This window comes from Bradyrhizobium cosmicum, from assembly GCF_032290525.1.
GTDB classification, from domain to species: Bacteria; Pseudomonadota; Alphaproteobacteria; order Rhizobiales; family Xanthobacteraceae; genus Bradyrhizobium; species Bradyrhizobium cosmicum_A.
Genome location: NZ_JASXTA010000003.1, coordinates 467,261 through 487,243 on the forward strand (window position 1 = coordinate 467,261; position 19,983 = coordinate 487,243).

General features: G+C 64.9%; 21 protein-coding genes and 1 other RNA gene. 14 read left to right on the plus strand and 8 right to left on the minus strand.

All coding sequences use genetic code 11. The features are described 5' to 3' along the window. The first annotated feature begins 4 nt into the window (after positions 1 to 4). From rnpA to dapE, 10 genes are all read left to right on the plus strand, one after another. The gene (rnpA, locus tag QSV46_RS08345) at positions 5 to 400 is read left to right on the plus strand and encodes a ribonuclease P protein component (protein WP_314949182.1); all 396 of its coding nucleotides are present in this window, start codon (positions 5 to 7) and stop codon (positions 398 to 400) included. A 13-nt stretch (positions 401 to 413) separates the two neighbouring features. Then, positions 414 to 2,261, plus strand: a complete 1,848-nt coding sequence (yidC, locus tag QSV46_RS08350) for a membrane protein insertase YidC (RefSeq protein WP_314949184.1) — start codon at positions 414 to 416, stop codon at positions 2,259 to 2,261. Between the two features lie 159 nt (positions 2,262 to 2,420). Beyond that, on the plus strand, positions 2,421 to 3,074 hold the full coding sequence (gene yihA / locus QSV46_RS08355) for a ribosome biogenesis GTP-binding protein YihA/YsxC (RefSeq protein WP_314949186.1): 654 nt from the start codon (positions 2,421 to 2,423) through the stop codon (positions 3,072 to 3,074). Further along, positions 3,074 to 3,445 (plus strand): DUF423 domain-containing protein, encoded by a 372-nt coding sequence (locus tag QSV46_RS08360; RefSeq protein WP_314949188.1) that lies wholly within the window; start codon positions 3,074 to 3,076, stop codon positions 3,443 to 3,445. The genes yihA and QSV46_RS08360 overlap by 1 nt, the downstream gene beginning before the upstream one ends. Before the next feature lie 208 nt (positions 3,446 to 3,653). Further along, a complete protein-coding gene (gene argB / locus QSV46_RS08365) occupies positions 3,654 to 4,541 on the plus strand; it encodes an acetylglutamate kinase (protein ID WP_314949190.1) in 888 nt (295 codons plus the stop codon). Positions 4,542 to 4,702: 161 nt separating this feature from the next. After that, positions 4,703 to 5,689, plus strand: a complete 987-nt coding sequence (locus tag QSV46_RS08370; RefSeq protein ID WP_314949268.1) for a DUF1036 domain-containing protein — start codon at positions 4,703 to 4,705, stop codon at positions 5,687 to 5,689. A 211-nt stretch (positions 5,690 to 5,900) separates the two neighbouring features. Continuing rightward, positions 5,901 to 6,596, plus strand: a complete 696-nt coding sequence (locus QSV46_RS08375; RefSeq protein ID WP_314949192.1) for a pyrimidine 5'-nucleotidase — start codon at positions 5,901 to 5,903, stop codon at positions 6,594 to 6,596. A 124-nt stretch (positions 6,597 to 6,720) separates the two neighbouring features. Then, the gene (gene dapD, locus QSV46_RS08380) at positions 6,721 to 7,566 is read left to right on the plus strand and encodes a 2,3,4,5-tetrahydropyridine-2,6-dicarboxylate N-succinyltransferase (RefSeq protein WP_314949194.1); all 846 of its coding nucleotides are present in this window, start codon (positions 6,721 to 6,723) and stop codon (positions 7,564 to 7,566) included. A gap of 214 nt (positions 7,567 to 7,780) precedes the next feature. Beyond that, a complete protein-coding gene (locus tag QSV46_RS08385; protein WP_314949196.1) occupies positions 7,781 to 8,425 on the plus strand; it encodes a DUF805 domain-containing protein in 645 nt (214 codons plus the stop codon). Beyond that, positions 8,422 to 9,588: a succinyl-diaminopimelate desuccinylase gene (gene dapE / locus QSV46_RS08390; protein WP_314949198.1), complete on the plus strand. Its 1,167-nt coding sequence runs from the start codon at positions 8,422 to 8,424 to the stop codon at positions 9,586 to 9,588. The genes QSV46_RS08385 and dapE overlap by 4 nt, the downstream gene beginning before the upstream one ends. Positions 9,589 to 9,752: 164 nt before the next feature. Here the strand turns inward: dapE and truA are convergent, their stop codons facing one another. The 3 genes from truA to def all read right to left on the minus strand — a co-directional run bounded on the left by truA (position 9,753) and on the right by def (position 12,103). Then, a complete protein-coding gene (gene truA, locus QSV46_RS08395) occupies positions 9,753 to 10,490 on the minus strand; it encodes a tRNA pseudouridine(38-40) synthase TruA (RefSeq protein WP_314949200.1) in 738 nt (245 codons plus the stop codon). Further along, positions 10,490 to 11,413, minus strand: a complete 924-nt coding sequence (gene fmt / locus QSV46_RS08400; RefSeq protein ID WP_314949202.1) for a methionyl-tRNA formyltransferase — start codon at positions 11,411 to 11,413, stop codon at positions 10,490 to 10,492. Before fmt ends, truA begins: the two co-directional genes overlap by 1 nt. A 165-nt stretch (positions 11,414 to 11,578) precedes the next feature. Beyond that, positions 11,579 to 12,103 carry a peptide deformylase gene (gene def / locus QSV46_RS08405; protein WP_314949204.1) on the minus strand — a complete coding sequence of 175 codons (525 nt, stop codon included), beginning with the start codon at positions 12,101 to 12,103 and terminating at the stop codon, positions 11,579 to 11,581. A gap of 171 nt (positions 12,104 to 12,274) precedes the next feature. Between def and QSV46_RS08410 the strand changes: the two genes are divergently transcribed. The 3 genes from QSV46_RS08410 to QSV46_RS08420 all read left to right on the plus strand — a co-directional run bounded on the left by QSV46_RS08410 (position 12,275) and on the right by QSV46_RS08420 (position 15,306). After that, the gene (locus QSV46_RS08410; RefSeq protein ID WP_314949206.1) at positions 12,275 to 13,474 is read left to right on the plus strand and encodes a DNA recombination protein RmuC; all 1,200 of its coding nucleotides are present in this window, start codon (positions 12,275 to 12,277) and stop codon (positions 13,472 to 13,474) included. A gap of 78 nt (positions 13,475 to 13,552) precedes the next feature. Then, the gene (locus QSV46_RS08415; RefSeq protein ID WP_314949207.1) at positions 13,553 to 13,855 is read left to right on the plus strand and encodes a GIY-YIG nuclease family protein; all 303 of its coding nucleotides are present in this window, start codon (positions 13,553 to 13,555) and stop codon (positions 13,853 to 13,855) included. Positions 13,856 to 13,941: 86 nt separating this feature from the next. Next, the gene (locus QSV46_RS08420; protein WP_314949209.1) at positions 13,942 to 15,306 is read left to right on the plus strand and encodes an AmpG family muropeptide MFS transporter; all 1,365 of its coding nucleotides are present in this window, start codon (positions 13,942 to 13,944) and stop codon (positions 15,304 to 15,306) included. A gap of 145 nt (positions 15,307 to 15,451) precedes the next feature. Here QSV46_RS08420 and QSV46_RS08425 read toward each other — a convergent pair whose 3' ends face one another. The 5 genes from QSV46_RS08425 to ffs all read right to left on the minus strand — a co-directional run bounded on the left by QSV46_RS08425 (position 15,452) and on the right by ffs (position 18,889). Next, positions 15,452 to 15,889 carry a hypothetical protein gene (locus tag QSV46_RS08425; RefSeq protein WP_314949211.1) on the minus strand — a complete coding sequence of 146 codons (438 nt, stop codon included), beginning with the start codon at positions 15,887 to 15,889 and terminating at the stop codon, positions 15,452 to 15,454. A 29-nt stretch (positions 15,890 to 15,918) separates the two neighbouring features. Beyond that, positions 15,919 to 16,521, minus strand: coding sequence for a recombination mediator RecR (recR, locus tag QSV46_RS08430; protein ID WP_314949213.1), 603 nt, complete (start codon positions 16,519 to 16,521; stop codon positions 15,919 to 15,921). Between the two features lies 1 nt (position 16,522). Beyond that, positions 16,523 to 16,843, minus strand: coding sequence for a YbaB/EbfC family nucleoid-associated protein (locus QSV46_RS08435; protein WP_314949215.1), 321 nt, complete (start codon positions 16,841 to 16,843; stop codon positions 16,523 to 16,525). Positions 16,844 to 16,870: 27 nt separating this feature from the next. Continuing rightward, a complete protein-coding gene (locus tag QSV46_RS08440) occupies positions 16,871 to 18,697 on the minus strand; it encodes a DNA polymerase III subunit gamma/tau (protein WP_314949217.1) in 1,827 nt (608 codons plus the stop codon). A gap of 95 nt (positions 18,698 to 18,792) precedes the next feature. Further along, an RNA gene (gene ffs, locus QSV46_RS08445) (signal recognition particle sRNA small type) lies at positions 18,793 to 18,889 on the minus strand. A gap of 183 nt (positions 18,890 to 19,072) precedes the next feature. Here ffs and QSV46_RS08450 point away from each other — a divergent pair. Next, positions 19,073 to 19,930: a transporter substrate-binding domain-containing protein gene (locus QSV46_RS08450; protein WP_314949219.1), complete on the plus strand. Its 858-nt coding sequence runs from the start codon at positions 19,073 to 19,075 to the stop codon at positions 19,928 to 19,930. The last annotated feature ends 53 nt before the right edge of the window (positions 19,931 to 19,983 follow it).

Here is a 19,983-nt window from a genome sequence, read left to right on the forward strand (position 1 = left end):
CATCATGGATCGGCTGAGGCAGCGGGCGGATTTCCTCGCCGTTGCCAATGGCGCGCGGGTGAATAGTCCCGCGTTCGTCCTGCAAAGCCTTGACCGAAAAAGCCTTGGCCGCGACGACAGCGGTCCGATCCGGATCGGCTTCACCGTTACAAAAAAGAACGGCAACGCCCCCGAGCGCAATCGCATCCGGCGCCGGCTTCGCGAACTGGTGAAGCGGCTCGATCCGGTGTCGATGCAGCCCCATCATGATTATGTGCTGGTCGGCCGAAGGGACGCGCTTTCGCGCGACTTCGCCACCATGCTCGACGATCTGCGCATAGCGTTTACACGGCCCGCGCGGCATATGGCCAAGGGTCGTGGCCAGAGGCCAGGCCCCGCGACAAGCCGCAAACCGGATTGATGACGAGAGAATGATGACCGACAACCGCAATACCATCCTCGCCGTCATCCTGTCGGGTCTGGTCCTGATCGCCTGGCAGTATTTCTACAACGTGCCGGCGATGGAGAAGCAGCGCGCCCAGCAGCAGACGGCCGAGCTCCAGAAGACCACGCCGCAGCCGTCGGCGTCCGCGACGCCGGGCGCCGCGCCGCAAGCGGGCGGTGCCGCTCAGCCCTCGACGCCGGCCGCGAACCAGGCCCAGCCGGTCGTCGCCCGCGACACCGCGATTGCAGCCAGCCCGCGCGTGAAGATCGAGACACCGCGGCTTGCCGGCAGCATCTCGCTGAAGGGCGGCCGCATCGACGACCTCGCGCTGGTGCAATACCGCGAAACGGTCGATCCGAAGTCGCCGCCGATCTACCTCTACTCGCCCTCGGGCACCGCGGAGCCCTATTACGCCGAGTTCGGCTGGGTGGCGGCGACAGGCGTGACGGCGAAGATGCCGGGCGCGCAGACCGTCTGGCAGCAGGACGGCAGCGGCAGCCTGACGCCTGCCACGCCGGTGGTGTTGAAATGGGACAATGGCGAGGGCCTCACCTTCCGCCGCACCATTGCGGTCGACGACCATTATCTCTTCACCGTCAAGGACGAGGTAAGCAATGTCGGCAACGCGCCGGTCACGCTCTATCCGTTCGCGCTGATCTCGCGCCACGGCGCGCCCCAGGTCTCCGGCTACTACATTCTGCATGAAGGCCTGATCGGCTATCTCGGCGACCACAAGCTGCAGGAATACGCCTACAAGCAGATCGACGAAGCCAAGACGGTCAACTTCAAGGCCACCAATGGCTGGCTCGGCATGACCGACAAGTACTGGGCCTCGGCGCTGCTGCCCGACACCGACGCCCAGCTTCAGGCGCGTTTCTCGTCGAACCCCGTCGGCAACGTCCACACCTACCAGACCGATTATTTGCTCGACCCGGTCACCGTCGCGATCGGCGGCACTGCCACCGCGAATGCGCGTCTGTTCGCCGGTGCCAAGGAAGCCGGCGTCGTCGGCATCAACTTCCCGCTCGCCGGCCTCGGCGGCTACAACAAGGAGCTCGGCCTCAACCATTTCGATCTGTTGATCGACTGGGGCTGGTTCCACTTCATCACCAAGCCGATGTTCCTCGGCCTCGACTTCTTCTACCGCTTCTTCGGCAATTTCGGCGTCTCGATCCTGCTCGTGACCGTGATCGTGAAGCTGTTGTTCTTCCCGCTGGCGAACAAGTCCTACGCCTCGATGGCGAAGATGAAGTCGATCCAGCCGCAGCTTATGGCGCTGAAGGAGCGCTATCCCGACGACAAGGTGAAGCAGCAACAGGAGATGATGGAGATCTACCGCAAGGAGAAGATCAATCCGGTCGCCGGCTGTCTTCCCGTGGTGATCCAGATTCCCGTGTTCTTCTCGCTCTACAAGGTGCTGTTCGTCACCATCGAGATGCGGCACGCGCCGTTCTACGGCTGGATCAAGGACCTCTCGGCGCCGGATCCGACCAACCTGTTCAACCTGTTCGGCCTGATCCCGTTCGACCCGACCACGATTCCCGTCTTCGGCCACTACCTCGCGCTCGGCATCTGGCCGATCATCATGGGCATCACGATGTGGTTCCAGATGAAGCTGAACCCGACGCCGCCGGATCCGACCCAGCAGATGATCTTCAACTGGATGCCGCTGATCTTCACGTTCATGCTGGCGGGCTTCCCGGCGGGCCTCGTGATCTACTGGGCCTGGAACAATCTGCTCTCGGTGCTCCAGCAGAGCTTCATCATGCGCCGCAACGGCGTGAAAGTGGAGCTGTTCGACAATCTCAAGGCGACGTTCGCGAAGAAGGCGACGTAGCTCTCCGGGCAAGGTGCCCGCCGATGTAATGCGGGCACGATGCTTCCAAGTCGTCATGCCCGGGCTTGTCCCGGGCATCCACGTTTTGGAAGCGCGCTCCGCGGCAAGACGTGGATGGCCGGGACAAGCCCGGCCATGACGAAAGGATAGAGCCTTCGCATGACCAACGACGAAGATGCGAAGCTGATCGAGGCCGGGCGAAAGCTGTTCGCGCGCGACTGGCAGTTCATCTGGGCCTCGCCTTCGATTCAAGCACTGCCGCCGATGGCGGGGCTGGAGATCGCCTTTGCCGGGCGCTCCAATGTCGGCAAGTCCAGCCTGATCAACGCGCTCACGGGGCGCAACGCGCTCGCGCGCACCTCGCACACGCCGGGCCGCACCCAGGAGCTGATCTTCTTCGAGGTCCCCGGCAAGTCTGACCTGCGCCTCGTCGACATGCCCGGCTATGGCTATGCCAAGGCGCCGAAGAGCCAGGTCGCGTCCTGGACCGAGCTGATCCACACATTCCTGCTGGGACGCGCCTCCCTCGCGCGCGTCTACGTGCTGATCGACGCGCGGCACGGACTGAAGGACGTCGATCTCGAGGTCCTGAAGACGCTCGACCGCTCCGCCGTCAGCTATCAGATCGTACTGACCAAGACCGACCAGGTGAAGGCCGCAGAGCTGCAGTCGCGCGTCGCCGAGACCGAGGCCGCGCTGGCCAAGCATCCGGCCGCGTTCCCGAATGTGCTCGCGACCTCGTCGCGCAGCTCGACCGGCATGGAGAGCTTGCGCGCCGCGATGGCGAAGCTGCTGGAAGAGCGGACCAAGTAATGACCGCGTTCCGCCTGCTGCTTGGGCTTGCCGGCTTGATGGGCGCCGCCGGCGTTGCGCTGGCTGCTGCCTCTGCCCACGGTGCGGATGCCGGCCGGCTTGCCTCCGCCAGCGCCATGCTGCTGTTTCATGCAACTGCCATACTTGCGCTTGCCGCGGTCGCCTTGCACGCGCGCGGACTTCTGCATGGCGGAATTGGCCTCGTTGCGGCGTTCGGTTTCGTGATCGGCGCAGCATTGTTCGCGGGCGATCTCACCTTGCGGCAATATGCCGGCCATTCGCTGTTTCCCTATGCGGCGCCGACCGGCGGAACGGTGATGATTGCGAGCTGGCTGGCGGTGACGCTGGCGGCGGTGGCGGCGAAGAAATAAGTCTCGTGCCCCGGACGCAGCGCAGCGCTTCAGCGGTGCGCTGCTGAGCCGGGGCCCATGCCGCTTTCTGGGTCCCGGCTCAGCGGCGCGGCACTACGCGCCGCACCGCGTCCGGGACACGAGAGCGGCATGCCAGTCACGCTTTGCGCCGCGCCCGCCAATCGGATAGAACGCAGGCCGCGTTAGTCCCGCCAGCGAGATCCGCCTCATGACCGACATCTCCCCGCTCGACCAGGCCCGCATCCTGTCCGAAGCGCTGCCGCACATGCAGCAGTATGACGAGGAAACCATCGTCATCAAATATGGCGGCCATGCCATGGGCGACGAGGAGACCGCGAAGAACTTCGCCCGCGACATCGTGCTGCTCGAGCAGACCGCGATCAATCCTGTCGTCGTGCACGGCGGCGGGCCGCAGATCGCGACCATGCTCAAGCGCCTCGGCATCCAGTCGGAGTTTGCAGCCGGCCTGCGGATCACCGACGCCGCGACCATCGAGATCGTCGAGATGGTGCTGGCCGGCTCCGTCAACAAGCAGATCGTCGGCTACATCAACGAAGCCGGTGGCAAGGCCGTGGGATTGTCGGGCAAGGACGCCAACATGGTGAAGGCGTCGAAGACGACGCGTACCATCATCGATCCGGACTCGCACATCGAGAAGGCGGTCGATCTCGGCTTCGTCGGCGACCCCGAGAAGGTCGACCTCACGCTGCTCAACCAGCTGATCGGCTACGAGTTGATTCCGGTGCTGGCGCCGCTTGCGACCTCGAAAGAGGGCCAGACGCTGAACGTCAACGCCGACACTTTTGCCGGTGCCGTCGCGGGCGCGCTCAAGGCCAAGCGCCTCTTGCTGCTCACCGACGTGCCGGGCGTGCTCGACAAGTCGAAGAAGCTGATCCCGCAGCTCTCGGTGAAAGATGCACGAAAGCTGATCGCCGACGGCACCATTTCCGGCGGCATGATCCCGAAGGTCGAGACCTGCATCTACGCGCTCGAGCAGGGCGTCGAAGGTGTCGTGATCATCGACGGCAAGATGCAGCACGCGGTGCTGCTCGAGCTGTTCACCAACCAGGGCACGGGAACGCTGATCCACAAGTGAGAGACGAGCGGTCGCAGCGGAAAAAAGTCGTCATGCCCGGGCTTGTCCCGGGCATCCACGACTTTCCGCGCTCGCTGCTGCACGTGGATGGCCGGGTCAAGCCCGGCCATGACGAAGCGAGAGAGCGGCGGCCTCGCCGCTCCTTCCTGTCGCGCTTCCTGATGACGCTCCCCGCCGCGGCGGTCTCGTTCCTGTTCTCCTCCGCGCCGGCCTTTGCCGACCTCAAGATCTGCAATCGCATGTCCTATGTCGTGGAAGCCGCGATCGGCATCGACGACAAGGCGGCGACCGCGACGCGGGGTTGGTTCAGGATCGATCCCGCCAGCTGCCGCGTGGTGGTGCAGGGCACGCTGACCGCCGACCGCATCCTGCTCAATGCCCGCGCGCTCGGCGTCTATGGCGCCTCGCCGATCCCGCAGAACGGCAGCGACATGCTGTGCGTGGCGCAGGACAATTTCGTCATCGCCGCCGCACGGCAATGCCGCAGCGGCCAGACGCAAGTCCCCTTCACCCAGATCACGCCGACGCGGGGCGACGACGGCAACCTCACGGCTTATCTTGCGGAGGATTCCGAGTATGACGACGAGCAGGCACGGCTCGCCGCCATCCAGCGGCTGCTGGTGATCATCGGCTATGACGTCGGCGCGATCGACGGCGTCGACGGACCGAAGACGCAAGGCGCGCTGGCGGCGTTCCTGAAGAGCCGCGGGCTGCCGTCCGACGCCGTGTCGTCGCCGAATTTCTTCAAGACCATGGTCGATGCGACGCAGACCCCGTCCGCGAGCGGCCTGACCTGGTGCAACGACACGCCGCACAAGGTGATGGCGGCAGTCGCCACCGACGACGGCAAGTCGGTGACGAGCCGCGGCTGGTATCGCATCGATCCAAGGACCTGCCTGCATCCCGATGTAACCGGCCAGCCCAGGCAGGTCTTCAGCTTCGCGGAAGCCATCGACGCCGACAATCGCGCGATCAAGCTGAGGGACAAGCCGCTGAACTGGGGCGGCGACAAACAGCTCTGCACCCGCGAGACCAAGTTCGAGACCAACGAGCAGACCGATTGCGCCGCCCGCGGCTTCGCGGCGACGGGTTTTGGCGCGGTGGACATGTCGGGCGGCGGCAAGACGCTGCGCTTTGCGATGCCGTGATGGGTGTTGTGATGCTGTTGCGACAAACTCAACTGTCGTCCCCGCGCACGCGGGGACCCATAACCACGGGGAGTTGTTGCGGCGCAAGCTGCGAACTCCGAGTCTTCGTCAAACCACGCCCCGTGGTTATGGGTCCCGGATCCGCGCTTCGCTTGTCCGGGACGACAGCGGAGAGTGAGCGACGCTCCCGTGTAACGGATCGAGAGTTGGCATGAACCCACCCCGCGCCTTTGCCCATGTCGACACCTGGGTGTTCGACCTCGACAACACGCTCTATCCGCATCACGTCAATCTGTGGCAGCAGGTCGATGCCCGGATCGGGGAGTTCGTCTGCAACTGGCTGAACGTGGCCCCGCTGGAAGCGCGAAAAATCCAGAAGGACTATTACCAGCGCTTCGGCACCACCATGCGCGGCATGATGACCCTTCACGGCGTGCGGGCCGACGACTATCTCGCCTATGTGCACAAGATCGATCACTCGCCGCTGGAGCCGAACCCGGCGCTCGGTGCAGCGATCGCAAAGCTGCCGGGGCGAAAGCTGATTCTGACCAACGGCTCGGTCAGCCATGTCGATGCCGTGCTGGCGCGGCTCGGCTTTGCTTCGCATTTCGACGGCGTGTTCGACATCATCGCGGCCGGCTTCGAGCCGAAGCCGGCGCCGCAGACCTACCGGAAATTTCTCGACGACCATGCGGTCGACCCGGCACGCGCGGCGATGTTCGAGGACCTCGCCCGCAACCTCACCGTCCCGCACGCGCTCGGCATGACCACCGTGCTGGTGGTGCCGGACGGGACGAAAGAGGTGGTGCGCGAGGACTGGGAATTGGAGGGCCGGGACGCCGCCCATGTCGACCACGTCACGGATGATCTGGCGGGGTTCTTGGACAAGCTGTCCCACCCCAAATAGCCGCTGTCCCGGACAAGCGTAAGCGCAGACCGGGACGAGGGCGGAGTATACCTTGACTCCGCCCGTCCAAATCCCGAAAAAGCGCCCAATCCATCAAAATTCCCGTTCTGAAGAGGAAATCCCGATGTCGCTCCAAGCCCTGGAATCCACCATCAACAGCGCCTTCGACGCGCGTGACGGCATCTCGACCTCGACCAGGGGCGAGGTGCGCGAGGCCGTGGACCAGGCGCTGGAGATTCTGGACAAGGGCGAGGCGCGCGTCGCCGAGCGCGAGGCCAGCGGCAAGTGGAAGGTCAATCAATGGCTGAAGAAGGCCGTGCTGCTCTCCTTCCGCCTCAACGACATGGGCGCCATTCCCGGCGGCCCCGGCAAGGCGACGTGGTGGGACAAGGTGCCCTCGAAGTTCGATGGCTGGGGCGAGAACCGCTTTCGTGATGCCGGTTTCCGCGCGGTCCCCGGCTCCATCGTGCGCCGCTCCGCCTTCATTGCCCGCAACGTCGTGCTGATGCCGTCCTTCGTCAATCTCGGCGCCTATGTCGATGAGAGCACCATGATCGACACCTGGTCGACGGTCGGCTCCTGCGCGCAGATCGGCAAGCGCGTGCACATCTCCGGCGGTGTCGGCATCGGCGGCGTGCTCGAGCCGCTGCAGGCCGAGCCCGTCATCATCGAGGACGATTGCTTCATCGGCGCGCGCTCCGAAGTCGCCGAAGGCGTGATCGTGCGCAAGGGCGCGGTGCTGTCGATGGGCGTGTTCCTGGGCGCCTCGACCAAGATCGTCGACCGCGAGACCGGCGAAATCTTCATCGGTGAAGTGCCGGAATATTCGGTCGTCGTTCCCGGCGCGCTGCCCGGCAAGCCCATGAAGAACGGCCAGATCGGCCCGAGCACCGCCTGCGCCGTGATCGTCAAGCGCGTCGACGAGCGCACGCGCTCGAAGACCAGCATCAACGAACTGCTGCGGGATTGATCTGAGCCGCGAACCATGATCCACCACCGTCACCCTGAGGTGGCCGCTCCTTCAGCGGCCCTCGAAGGGCGACGGCCCGGCTACATCCCGACCGTTCATCCTTCGAGGCTCGCTGCGCGAGCGCCTCAGGATGACGGGTCTGACAGGGCTCGAACCCCGCCTTCAGTTCAAGCGACCAATTTCCGGGCGGCTCCTCCCGCCCGGAGCCTTTCGGATGGACTGGACCTGGTATCTCCTCCGCTTCGACGGCCGCATCAACCGCGCCCTGCTGTGGCAGGCGTTGCTGATCGTCGCATTGCTGGCGGGCTTGCTCGGGCTGATCGGTCAGGCAATCCACGTCCTCAACGGCCAGAGAATGTTCACCTCCACCCTTACGCTCGATTTCGACTTCGGCCTCGACGACCTCTTCAAGCTGGTCGATCCCCGGGCCTATCGCTCGCTGGCATCTTTTGATCGCACGGATCTGATCCTGAAGGCGTTCGGCCTGGCGCTGTTCTCCTGGATTTTCCTGGCAACCGCGATCAAGCGGCTGCACGATCGCGACAGGAGCGGCTGGTGGATCGTTGCGTTCTTCGTCGTGCCGGGCGTGTTCAGTCAGTTCTCGGACCTGCTGCCCGACTCGCATTGGACGCTTCCGTTCGGCCTTGCCGCTTCGATCCTGTGGTTGTGGGGGGTCGTGGACATGTTCTGCGTGCCCGGCACGTCAGGCCACAACCGATTTGGTCCCGATCCGCTCGCCGAGATCGAGGACGCCTCGACCCCGTCCGCTGCGAAAGGCTGGGACCAGAGCCGCGAGATCGAATTTGTCCCGCCCAGTGCTAGCCCGCCCGGCGGCATGCATGTTAAGCGAGACGCATGACCGATGCTCTCTCCATTGCCCGCGATCTGATCCGCTGCCCCTCGGTGACCCCGGCCGATGCCGGCGCGCTGGGAGTGCTCGAAAGGGCTCTCACTGAAGCCGGCTTCATATGCCACCGTGTGACGTTCTCGGAGCCTGGCACCGCCGACGTCGACAATTTCTATGCGCGGATCGGCGCTGAGGGGCCGCACATCACCTTTGCCGGCCATACCGACGTGGTGCCGCCGGGCGACGAGAGCGCCTGGAGCGTCGGTGCGTTCTCCGGCGAGGTGAAGGACGGTTTTCTGCACGGCCGCGGCGCGGTCGACATGAAGGGCGGCATCGCCTGCTCGGTTGCCGCGGTGCTGGAGCATCTCGCTGCCAATGGCGGCAAGCCGCGCGCGGACGGCAAGGGCTCGGTCTCGTTCCTGATCACCGGCGACGAGGAAGACGTCTCCATCAACGGCACCATCAAGCTGCTCAAATGGGCGGCCGAGCGCGGCGAAAAATTCGACCATTGCGTGCTGGGCGAGCCCTCCAATGTCGAGACGCTCGGCGACACCATCAAGGTCGGCCGCCGCGGCTCGCAATCCGGCACGCTGTATGTCGACGGCGTGCAGGGCCACGTCGCCTATCCGCATCGTGCCGCCAATCCGGTGCCTGACATTTCGCGGCTGATCGTGGCGATGTCCGACGAGCCGCTCGATCACGGCAGCGCGCAATTCCAGGCCTCCAACCTCGAATTTACCTCGGTGGACGTCGGCAACAAGGCCAGCAACGTCATTCCCGGCGAGGCTCGCGCCAAGTTCAATATCCGCTACAACGACAATCACACGCAAGCGAGCCTGCGCGAGCTGGTCGAGACGCGCCTCGCAAAAGCCTGCGGCAACCGCATCCGCGCCCGCATCGTCTGGGATCCCTCGAACTCCAACGTGTTCGTGACCAAGCCCGGCCCGTTCACCGATCTCGCGGTCTCGGCGATCGAGGAGGTGACGGGGAGGAAGCCGGAGCTGTCGACCTCAGGCGGCACTTCGGATGCGCGATTCATCTCGAGCTATTGCCCGGTGATCGAGTTCGGCCTGGTCGGCCAGACCATGCACCAGGTGGACGAGCGTGTGCCGGTGGAGGATCTGGAGAAGCTGACGAGGGTGTATCGCGGGATTTTGCAGAGGTATTTTGCGTGAGGCTCCGTTATCGCCAAAACCTCCGCTGTCATCGCCCGGCTTGACCGGGCGGTCCAGTAATCCGAGACAGCAGTGATCGAGCCGAGAAGCTGCGGCGTACTGCATTCCCCGCCTTCGCGGGGAATGACAGTGGTGAACGTGGCGAGAGTTTCTCGCCTCTCACCTCAATAATCCACCCTCATCAGATACAGCCCGTCCGGCGGGGCGACGATGCCGCAGGCGGCGCGGTTGCGGGCTGCGAGGGCTGCAGAGAGATCGTCGGCGGTCCAGCGTCCCTCGCCGACCCAGACCAGCGACCCCACCATCGAGCGCACCTGGCTGTGCAGGAACGAGCGCGCCGAGGTGATGATCGTGATCTCGCGGCCGTCGCGCATCACGTCGAGCTGGTCGAGCGTTTTCTCCGGCGATTTCGCCTGGCATTCGGTGTCGCGGAAGGTCGTGAAATCGTGCTTGCCGAGCAGCCGCTGCGCGGCGGCATGCATCGCCTCGGTGTCGAGCTTGCGCGGCACGCGCCAGGCGTGGCCGATATCGAGCGCGAGATTGGCGCGGGTGTTGACGATGCGGTAGCGGTAATGGCGTTTCGTCGCCGAAAAGCGCGCCTCGAAAGTATCGGGAACGATCTCGGCTTCGAGAACCGCAATCGGATGCGGGCGCAGATGTGCGTTGAGCCCATCGCGAAATCGCCCGGGCGGGAACTGCTTCCCGATGTCGACATGCGCGACCTGGCCGCGCGCATGCACGCCGGCATCGGTGCGGCCGGCGCCGTGCACCCGCGCATCTGTGCCAATCATCGCCTTCACCGCCGCCTCCAGCGCCCCCTGCACCGAGGGCAGCGTCTCCTGCACCTGCCAGCCGAAGAACGGCGCGCCGTCATATTCGATGGTGAGCTTGTAGCGGGGCATCAGGCCAGCCGCATCGGCGGCTTGACGGGCACGCCGCGCAAAAACTCCACAGCCTGCATCCGCGCCTTGCCTTCGCGTTGCAGCTCGAGGATACGGATCGCGCCCTCGCCGCAGGCAATGGTGAGCTGCTCGTCGAGCACCTCGCCCGGCGCGCCCGAACCCTTCGCCAATTCGCAGCGCAGGATTTTCACGCGCGCATTCTCAAGCTCTGCCCACGCGCCGGGGAACGGCGACAGGCCGTGGATATGGCGCAGCACCTCATGCGCCGGCTTGCTCCAGTCGATGCGCGCCTCGGCCTTGTCGATCTTGGCGGCATAGGTGACGCCATCTTCGCTCTGCTTCTTGAGCTGGAGCCCACCGCGGTCGAGCGCGGCCATCGCACGCACCATCAAATCGGCACCCAAGCGCGAGAGGCGATCGTGCAGATCGACCGCTGTCATGGTGTCGGTGATCGGAAGGCGCTCGGCCATGGCGACGTCGCCGGTGTCGAGGCCAACGTCCATCTTCATCACCATGACGCCGCTCTCGGCGTCACCGGCCATGATCGCGCGGTTGATGGGGGCAGCGCCACGCCAGCGCGGCAGCAGCGAAGCGTGCAGATTGTAGCAGCCGAGCTTCGGCGCATCGAGGATCGCCTGCGGCAGGATCATGCCATAGGCGACGACGACGGCGGCATCGGCATCGAACGCGCGGAACTCTTGCAGCGCCTCCTCTGTCTTCAGCGTCTTCGGCGTCAGCATGGGAACGCCGAGCTTTCGCGCCGCCTCCTCGACCGGCGTCGGCTGCAATTGCAGCCCGCGCCGCCCGCCCGGCTTCGGCGCGCGGGTGTAGACCGCCACGATCTCATGGCCGTGCGCGACCAGCTCGAGCAGCGTCGGCACGGAGAAATCGGGCGTGCCCATGAAGATCAGGCGGAGGGGCATGTGGCGAGACAATCCTCGGAAACGAGCAACGTACTCGTCATGGCCGGGCTTGTCCCGGCCATCCACGTTCTTCCTGCTTGCGGCGGCAAAGAACGTGGACGCCCGACACGTTAGCTTAAAGACGCGCTCTGCGCTTTCGGCCGGGCATGACGGCGGAGGGCGTGGCTACTCCGCCCGCTTGGCGGCTTTCTCGAACTTCTTGATCACGCGATCGCGCTTGAGCTTCGACAGATAGTCGACGAACAGGACGCCGTTGAGATGGTCGATCTCGTGCTGGATGCAGGTGGCATAGAGGCCTTCGGCGTCCTCCTCGTGCACCTTGCCGTCCAGATCCGTGAAGCGCACGCGCACCTTGGCGGGCCGTTCGACCTCCTCGTAATATTCGGGGATCGACAGGCAGCCTTCCTCGTAGACCGACAGGTCCTCGGAGGAGGCGATGATTTCAGGATTGATGAAGACGCGCGGAAGCGGCTTGGTCTCGCCGTTCTCGTCGCGCTTGGCGAGATCCATGGTGATCAGCCGCAAGGGCTGCGCGACCTGGATCGCCGCCAGCCCGATGCCGGGTGCGTCATACATGGTCTCGAACATGTCGTCGGCAAGCTTGCGGATCTCGGCCGTGACCTTCTCGATCGGCTTGGAGACCAGACGCAGCTGCTTGTCGGGCAGGATGATGATTTCTCTGAGGGCCATGGCGGCGATTTAAGCCGCGCGCCGGATGCGGTCAATGCGGCGGGGAACCCCGTTAACCCTCCGCTAACCATAAAACTTCGGGTTTCGTTAACCATAAAAATTAACGGGGCATTTACCGGAAATGTTCGCTATTCGTTCGTGCGTCCCGCCGAATCGGCTAGAAGGGCAGGCATGAACGAGATCATTTTCGTCGCCGGCGACTGGCCGGTACGCACCATCGATGCACTGATCGGCTTCGGCGCCCTCGTCCTGATCCTGCTGGTGGCGATTGCGGTGGTGATCGCGCGATCGGGGCGGCGCGGCGCGGAACTCGCGATGGCGAATGCCATCCGCGCCGACGAGCTCGAGGAGCGCCTCAGCCAGGTGCTGCACGCCCAGAGCGAGGCCGCCGGCCGCGCCGACGCCATGACCCAGGCATTGGCCGGCCGCCAGGCCGAGATGGCCCGCGCGGTCAACGAGCGGCTGGATTCTGTGACCCACCGCGTCGGCCAGTCCATGGAACACTCGACCCGCAACACCATGGACAGCCTGCGCGCGCTGCACGAGCGGCTCGGCATCATCGACAGCGCCCACAAGAACCTCACCGACCTCACCACCCAGGTGACCACCTTGCGCGACGTGCTCGCCAACAAGCAGTCGCGCGGCGCCTTCGGCCAAGCGCGGATGGAGGCGATCGTCCAGGACGGACTGCCGAAGGGGGCGTACGAGTTCCAGTTCACGCTCTCGACCGGCAAGCGACCCGACTGCGTGGTGTTCCTGCCCGACCAGCGCCCGCTCTGCATCGACGCAAAATTTCCGCTGGAGGCGATGACCGCGCTGCACGACGCCCGCAGCGACGAGGAGAAGCGGATCGCCACGCAGCGGCTGCGCGGCGACGTCATGAAGCATGTCAGCGACATCGCGGAAAAATATCTCGTCGCCGGCGAGACCCAGGAGATGGCGCTGATGTTCGTGCCGTCGGAATCGGTCTACGCCGAGATTCATGACGGCTTTGACGACGTGATCCAGAAGGCCTATCGCGCCCGCGTCGTACTGGTGTCGCCGTCATTGCTGATGCTGGCGATCCAGGTGATGCAGCAGATCATGAAGGACGCGCGCATGCGCGACGCCGCCGATCTGATCCAAACCGAGGTGATCAAGCTCGGCGACGATCTCGGCCGCCTGCGCGACCGCGTGCTCAAATTGCAGAAGCACTTTGCCGACGCCAACGAGGACGTGCGGCAAATCCTGATCTCGGCCGACAAGATCGAGAAGCGCGCCGGCCGCATCGAGGAGCTCGATTTCAGCAAGACCGATGCACCCGAAGCCCCGCATCTGGTGGCGACCGGTGCGGCAGAGCTGTTCCCGCGGAAGCTTCAGGCGGGGGAATGACTTGTTCGAGACTGCGGCCGCAATCTCGGCTGTCGTCGTCCGGCTTGACCGGGCGACCCAGTATTCCAGAGACCCCAAATGGGAACGCGCAGCTATTACGTCTACATACTCGCCAGCAAAATCGGCGGCACCCTCTATATCGGCGTGACTAACGATCTCATCCGCCGGGTAGCGGAACACAAATCAAAGCTGATTGAGAGCTTCACAGAGCAGTACGACGTCGTCAGGCTCGTCTACTTCGAGCAGTTCGATGATCCCGAGAACGCGATCAAGCGCGAGAAGCGACTCAAGAAATGGAAGCGAGCATGGAAGATCGCGCTGATTGAGAAAGACAATCCGGATTGGAACGATCTTTATCCGGAGATAGCAGGTCCCCCATAAGCCCTGCCTCTGGAATACTGGGTCGCCCGATCAAGCCGGGCGACGACACCTCCCTCGCCGCCCCCAGAATCTGCTAACACCACCCCATGACCGCACCCGACGCGACGTCCCCCGCCACCAGCTCCGCCGCTGCGACCTCCTGGCGTGACAGCCTTGCCGTTTACCTGCAACCGCGGGTGCTGATCGTGCTGTTCCTCGGCTTCTCGTCCGGACTGCCGCTGGCGCTGTCGGGATCGACGCTGCTGGTGTGGATGCGGGAATCCGGCGTCGATCTCGGCACCATCGGGCTGTTCGCGCTGGTCGGCACGCCCTACACGCTGAAATTCCTGTGGGCTCCGCTGGTGGATGCGCTCCATGTGCCGCTGTTCACCCGCGCCTTCGGCCGCCGCCGCGGCTGGCTGCTGTTCTCGCAACTGCTGCTGATCGTCGCGATCCTGCTGCTGGCGCTGACCGATCCGGCGCGCTCGCCGTTCTACGTGGCGCTCGGCGCGCTGCTGGTCGCAACGGCGTCGTCGACGCAGGACATCGTGGTCGACGCCTTCCGCGTCGAGAGCTTGCCCGAGAGCGAGCAGGCCGCCGGCATGGCGTCCTATGTCGCGGCCTATCGCATCGGTATGCTGGTCTCGACCGCGGGCGCGCTGTTCATCGTCTCCGGCTTCGAGGGCACCGGCATTGCGCGCACGTCGGCCTGGATGTGGGGCTATGTCGTGATGGCGGCCATGGTGCTGATCGGAACGATCACGGCGCTGGCCGCGACCGAGCCCGAACAATCGGCGCGGGCCGAGGCGGCGACGAAAGCCGAGACGGCGTTCGCACGCGTGCTGCACGCCGCGATCGGCGCATTCTCTGAATTCCTGTCGCGCAAGGACGCGCTCGCGGCGCTGGCCTTCGTGGTGCTGTTCAAGTTCACCGACGCGTTCTCCGGCACCATGACGGCGCCGTTCGTGATCGATCTCGGCTTCTCCCGCAACGATTATGCGGCGATCGTGAAGGGCGTCGGGCTTGCCGCCACGTTGATCGGCGGCTTCGCCGGCGGGTTCGTGGCACGGCGCTATTCGCTTTCGACCAGCCTCTGGATCGGCGGCGTGGTGCAGGCGCTGGCCAATCTCTCCTTCTCCTGGCTGGCCTTCATCGGCACCAGCCAATGGGCGCTCGCCTTCGCCATCACAGCTGAGAACTTCACCAGCGCGATCGGCACCGTGATCTTCGTCGCCTATCTCTCCGCGCTGTGCCAGAACCCGCTGCATACGGCGACTCAATATGCGCTGCTCACCGCGCTCGCGGCCGTGGGGCGCACGTATCTGTCGTCGGTGGCCGGCTACGTCGCCAAGGCGACCGGCTGGCCGCTGTTCTTCGTGATCTGCGTGCTGGTGGCAGTGCCGAGCCTGATGTTGCTCAGCTGGCTGCAGAAGCGCGGACACTTTGAAGTGCTGGGACCGGTAAGGGTATAGCGTAGCGCTCGCTGTCATGCCCCGCGAAAGCGGGGCATCCAGTATTCCAGAGACAGTTGTGATCGACCGAGAAGCCGCGGCGTACTGGGTCGCCCGGTCAAGCCGGGCGACGACACCGCAATTGTGGAGAACGCGTCGCGCCCCACTACTGCTTCCTGATGATGCTCCACTTCGTGATCACAGCTTCGCTCATCTGGCCGGGATCACTGGCGCAGGCGACCTCATCGACCTTGACCGAGATCTCCTTGCCGGCGAAGGTCTTCAACTGCGCGGCCTGGGCGTCGCCGCTGGGGACGAGCTGGAACGTCTCGGGGCCGGTCTCGAGATTGCACAGCCCGTTCGGCGGCGGCAGGCGGCGCGGCTCCGAGGTGATCTGGTAGGTCGCAACCTTCTTGCCGCCGTTCTTGGCGTCGCGCACTTTCATCGCGTTCAGCTCGCCCGAGAGCACGTCGCCGGTGTTGATCGGCTTGCCGGGCTTCGGCGGCGGCGCCGCGTCATCGCCCTGCTGCGCGGAGATGGCCGGGGTCGCCAGCATCATCATGGTCGCAACCAAAGCCAATCGAGTGGCGAAAAGTTTCGTCATGTCGTCCGTTCCGTAAGTCTGTAGGAGTGCTAGAACAAGGTCCGCTGCCGCATCGCGGCCGATAGCGTACCTTCATCGAGATAATCAAGCTCGCCGCCGACAGGCACACCATGGGCCAGCCGGGTTACTTTTACGTTGGCGTCCTGGAGCAGGTCGGTGATGTAATGCGCCGTGGTCTGGCCGTCCACCGTCGCATTCAGCGCCAGGATGATTTCCTGCACCTGCGGATCATGCGCGCGCGCCACCAGCGTATCGATGGTGAGATCCTGCGGGCCGACGCCGTCGAGCGGCGACAACGTCGCGCCCAGCACGTGATAGCGCCCTTGGGTGGCATTGGCCCGCTCCAGCGCCCAGAGGTCGGCGACATCGGCGACGACGACGATGATCGAGGGATCGCGGCGCGGGTCGGTGCAGACGGTGCAGGGATTTTGCGTGTCGATATTGCCGCAGGTCTTGCAGACCTGAACCTTCTCGAGCGCAACCTGCAAGGCGCCGGACAGCGGCATCATCAGCGCCTCGCGCTTCTTGATCAGATGCAGGGCCGCGCGCCGCGCGGAGCGCGGACCGAGGCCCGGCAGCCGCGCGAGGAGCTGAACCAGCCGCTCGATCTCGGGACCTGCAACCGCGCCCATCTTATTGGCCGAACAGCCCCGGCGGCAGGCCGAGCCCGCCGGTGAGCGACTGCATCTTTTCCTGCACCGCCGTCTCCGCCTTGCGGCGGGCGTCACCGAGCGCAGTGACGAGCAGGTCCTCGAGCACCTCGCGCTCTTCGGCCTTCATCAGCGAGGGATCGATCTTGATGCCCTTGACGTCCATCTTCGCGGTCATGCGCACGGCGACGAGGCCGCCGCCGGAGATGCCTTCGACTTCCACATTGGCAAGCGCATCCTGCATCTCCTGCATCTTGGATTGCAGCTGTGCCGCCTGCTTCATCATGCCGAGAAAATCAGCCATGGGTGTTCGTCCTTGGAAAGATCGGCTCTAGAGATCGTCGTCGGCGTCGGAACCGTCGGGCGGATCGTCACTGCCATAGTCGGCGTTAATATTGGATTCCGGCGTCTCGGGGGCAAGCTTTCGAACCTCGACGACCTTCGCGCCGGGGAAGCGCGACAGCACCTCCTGCACGCGCGGATCGGCTTCGGCGGAGCGGGCATGTTCCTGCTTGGCCGCCTGGTTTACCGAGCGCAGTGTCGGCTGACCCTGCTCGTTGGAGACGATCACGGTCCAGCGCCGGCCGGTCCACAGCTCGAACTTGCGTGCGAGCTCGGAGATCATGGTCTTGGAGGCGTTGGGCTCGAGCGCGACTTCCAGCCGGCCCTCCTCGAAACGCACGAGGCGCATGTCGCCTTCGAGCGCCCCCTTGGTCATGAGGTCGCGCTTCTGGCCGGCGAGCGCGACGAGCTGGGTGAAGCTGGTGATGCGCAGCTGCGGCGCTGTGGCTTGCGGATCCGGCGCCGGTGCCGCCATCTGCGGCCGGGCAGCGCCACCGCCGAACGAGGACGGCGACGAATTCGGCATGCGAACCGGGGCCGCAGAGGCAATCGGCGCGGCCGGCGCGCTGCTGCGCGCCGCACTTCCGCCGTTCACGACCGGCGAGCCGCCGCCGTTCTGCTCCAGCATCCTGAGCGCTTCGTCCGGCGTCGGCAGGTCGGCGACATAGGCGATGCGCACCAGCACCATCTCGGCGGCCGCGGCGGGGCGGGTCGCGGCCTGCACCTCGGTGATGCCCTTGAGCAGCATCTGCCACATCCGCGACAGCACGCGCATCGAGATCTTCGCGGCGAACTCGCGTGCGCGCACCCGTTCGGTCTCGCCATAGGCGACGTTGTCGGCCGTCGCTGGCACGATCTTCACGCGGGTGACGAAATTGACGAACTCGGCAAGATCCGAGAGCACGACGATCGGGTCGGCGCCGACATCGTACTGGTCGCGGAACTCCTTGAAGGCGGCCGCGATGTCGCCGCGCGCCAGCGAATCGAACAGGTCGATGACGCGGGTGCGATCGGCGAGCCCCAGCATTTGCCTGATGGCATCGGCCTTCACCGCGCCGGCCGCATGCGCGATCGCCTGGTCGAGCAGCGACAGCGAATCGCGCACGGAGCCTTCCGCGGCGCGCGCGATGATGCCGAGCGCTTCCGGCTCGATCTCGACGCTTTCCTTGGCAGCGACATTGGCGAGATGCTTCATCAGCACGTCGGCCTCGACCCGGCGCAGGTCGAAACGCTGGCAGCGCGATAGTACCGTAACCGGAACCTTGCGAATCTCGGTGGTCGCGAACACGAATTTGGCGTGCTCCGGCGGTTCCTCCAGCGTCTTCAGGAAGGCGTTGAACGCCGCCGTCGACAGCATGTGGACTTCGTCGATGATATAGACCTTGTAGCGGGCGCTGGCCGGCGCGTAGCGCACGCTGTCATTGATCTGGCGGACGTCGTCAACGCCGGTATGCGAGGCGGCATCCATCTCCAGGATGTCCATGTGCCGGCTTTCCATGATCGCCTGGCAATGCACGCCGAGGGTCGGCATGTGGATGGTCGGGCCCTTCACCGAACCGTCCGGCATCTCGTAGTTGAGCGCACGGGCGAGGATGCGCGCGGTGGTGGTCTTGCCGACGCCGCGGACACCGGTGAGAATCCAAGCCTGCGGAATCCGCCCGGTCTCGAACGCATTGGAAACAGTGCGGACCACGGCCTCCTGGCCGATCAGATCGTCAAAGCTGGAGGGGCGGTATTTGCGCGCCAGCACCCGGTAAGGCGCGTTGCCAGCCTGGCTGGCGCTGTCAGGATTGGGAGGGGCGCCGGCGTCGGTCATCGGTCGATCCGCAATGAAATGTCTTTCGGCCGGCGTTTGCGGACAGGAGCGCGCTGGCGGCTTGAGCCGCCGGCGCAATTCGCTCGAAAAAACAGGTAGGAGACTGACGAGCGACCCGATCCGGACCTCGTTAGGGCTGCTTCCTTCCGGACCTGACCCGGTTGGCGAGTGGCTCGTCCACCGCCAATCTCCCGGTCCCTATTTGGGGCCAAAAGGGCGGGAAAGCAAGCGGGGATCGCCTTGAACGGGTTGGGTTTGCCCAGCATCCGGGCAATTCCCGGCCTGCCCAGCCGACAGGCTGTGCTTTCTCTGCCAGAGACGCCTTGGTAAGAACGCTTGACGGAACTCATCCAACCAGAAAAGCGATTGATCCCAATGGTTACACGTCGTGATGTTGCATCGATAGTCGGACTTGGCGCCATCGGCGCGATGGCTGCGGCCACGCTGGCCTCCCCGGCCGTGGCGCAGACCGCTGCCGATCCCAACGAATCGACCTTCGCCCGCATCCGCCGGACCAAGAAGATGCGGATCGGCGCGGTCGGCGGCGGCGCACCCTACTACATGAAGGATCTCGCCAGCGGCCAGTGGAAGGGCTTTTACGTCGACATCGCCAAGGGGCTCGCCGACGACATGGAGGCCGAGCTCGAGATCACCGAGACCACCTGGGGCAATTCGGTGCTCGATCTGCAGTCCAACAAGATCGACATCTTCTTCGGCCTCAACCCGACCCCGAAGCGCGCGCTGGTGATCGACTTCTCGGTGCCGGTCTTCAACAACGCCTTCGGCATCCTGTGCAAGAAGGACTTCAAGCCGAAGAGCTGGGCCGAACTGAACTCGCCCGATGTCAAGATCGCCGTCGACCAGGGCTCCTCGCACGACCAGGTCGTCAGCCGCCTGACGCCGAAGGCGCAGATCACCCGGCTGAAGACCGCGGACGATGCCACCGCCGCGCTCCAGACCGGCCGTGTCGACGCGCAGTGCCTGATCACGATGCTGTCGCTGACGGTGCTGAAGAAGAATCCCTCGCTCGGCCAGTTCGTGCTGCCGACGCCGATTTTCGCGACGACGTCGAATGCCGGCTTCCGCCGCGAGACCGACAAGACCTGGCGCGACTTCGTCAACACCTGGATCGACTTCAACAAGGGTCTCGGCTTCATCCGCAACGCGATCATCACCAACATGGAGCTGGTGGGCGTGACCGAAGCGGACATCCCGCCGGGCGTTTCGTTGTAAATTTCACGGTGTCATTCCGGGGCGCCCGAAGGGCAAACCCGGAATCTCGAGGT

Excerpts from the sequence above, each read along its gene's own strand:
- rnpA (WP_314949182.1), top strand. The coding sequence starts at position 5 with ATGGATCGGCTGAGGCAGCGGGCGGATTTCCTCGCCGTTGCCAATGGC.
- yidC (WP_314949184.1), top strand. The coding sequence starts at position 414 with ATGACCGACAACCGCAATACCATCCTCGCCGTCATCCTGTCGGGTCTG.
- yihA (WP_314949186.1), top strand. The coding sequence starts at position 2,421 with ATGACCAACGACGAAGATGCGAAGCTGATCGAGGCCGGGCGAAAGCTG.
- QSV46_RS08360 (WP_314949188.1), top strand. The coding sequence starts at position 3,074 with ATGACCGCGTTCCGCCTGCTGCTTGGGCTTGCCGGCTTGATGGGCGCC.
- argB (WP_314949190.1), top strand. The coding sequence starts at position 3,654 with ATGACCGACATCTCCCCGCTCGACCAGGCCCGCATCCTGTCCGAAGCG.
- QSV46_RS08370 (WP_314949268.1), top strand. The coding sequence starts at position 4,703 with ATGACGCTCCCCGCCGCGGCGGTCTCGTTCCTGTTCTCCTCCGCGCCG.
- QSV46_RS08375 (WP_314949192.1), top strand. The coding sequence starts at position 5,901 with ATGAACCCACCCCGCGCCTTTGCCCATGTCGACACCTGGGTGTTCGAC.
- dapD (WP_314949194.1), top strand. The coding sequence starts at position 6,721 with ATGTCGCTCCAAGCCCTGGAATCCACCATCAACAGCGCCTTCGACGCG.
- QSV46_RS08385 (WP_314949196.1), top strand. The coding sequence starts at position 7,781 with ATGGACTGGACCTGGTATCTCCTCCGCTTCGACGGCCGCATCAACCGC.
- dapE (WP_314949198.1), top strand. The coding sequence starts at position 8,422 with ATGACCGATGCTCTCTCCATTGCCCGCGATCTGATCCGCTGCCCCTCG.
- truA (WP_314949200.1), bottom strand. The coding sequence starts at position 10,490 with ATGCCCCGCTACAAGCTCACCATCGAATATGACGGCGCGCCGTTCTTC.
- fmt (WP_314949202.1), bottom strand. The coding sequence starts at position 11,413 with ATGCCCCTCCGCCTGATCTTCATGGGCACGCCCGATTTCTCCGTGCCG.
- def (WP_314949204.1), bottom strand. The coding sequence starts at position 12,103 with ATGGCCCTCAGAGAAATCATCATCCTGCCCGACAAGCAGCTGCGTCTG.
- QSV46_RS08410 (WP_314949206.1), top strand. The coding sequence starts at position 12,275 with ATGAACGAGATCATTTTCGTCGCCGGCGACTGGCCGGTACGCACCATC.
- QSV46_RS08415 (WP_314949207.1), top strand. The coding sequence starts at position 13,553 with ATGGGAACGCGCAGCTATTACGTCTACATACTCGCCAGCAAAATCGGC.
- QSV46_RS08420 (WP_314949209.1), top strand. The coding sequence starts at position 13,942 with ATGACCGCACCCGACGCGACGTCCCCCGCCACCAGCTCCGCCGCTGCG.
- QSV46_RS08425 (WP_314949211.1), bottom strand. The coding sequence starts at position 15,889 with ATGACGAAACTTTTCGCCACTCGATTGGCTTTGGTTGCGACCATGATG.
- recR (WP_314949213.1), bottom strand. The coding sequence starts at position 16,521 with ATGGGCGCGGTTGCAGGTCCCGAGATCGAGCGGCTGGTTCAGCTCCTC.
- QSV46_RS08435 (WP_314949215.1), bottom strand. The coding sequence starts at position 16,843 with ATGGCTGATTTTCTCGGCATGATGAAGCAGGCGGCACAGCTGCAATCC.
- QSV46_RS08440 (WP_314949217.1), bottom strand. The coding sequence starts at position 18,697 with ATGACCGACGCCGGCGCCCCTCCCAATCCTGACAGCGCCAGCCAGGCT.
- QSV46_RS08450 (WP_314949219.1), top strand. The coding sequence starts at position 19,073 with ATGGTTACACGTCGTGATGTTGCATCGATAGTCGGACTTGGCGCCATC.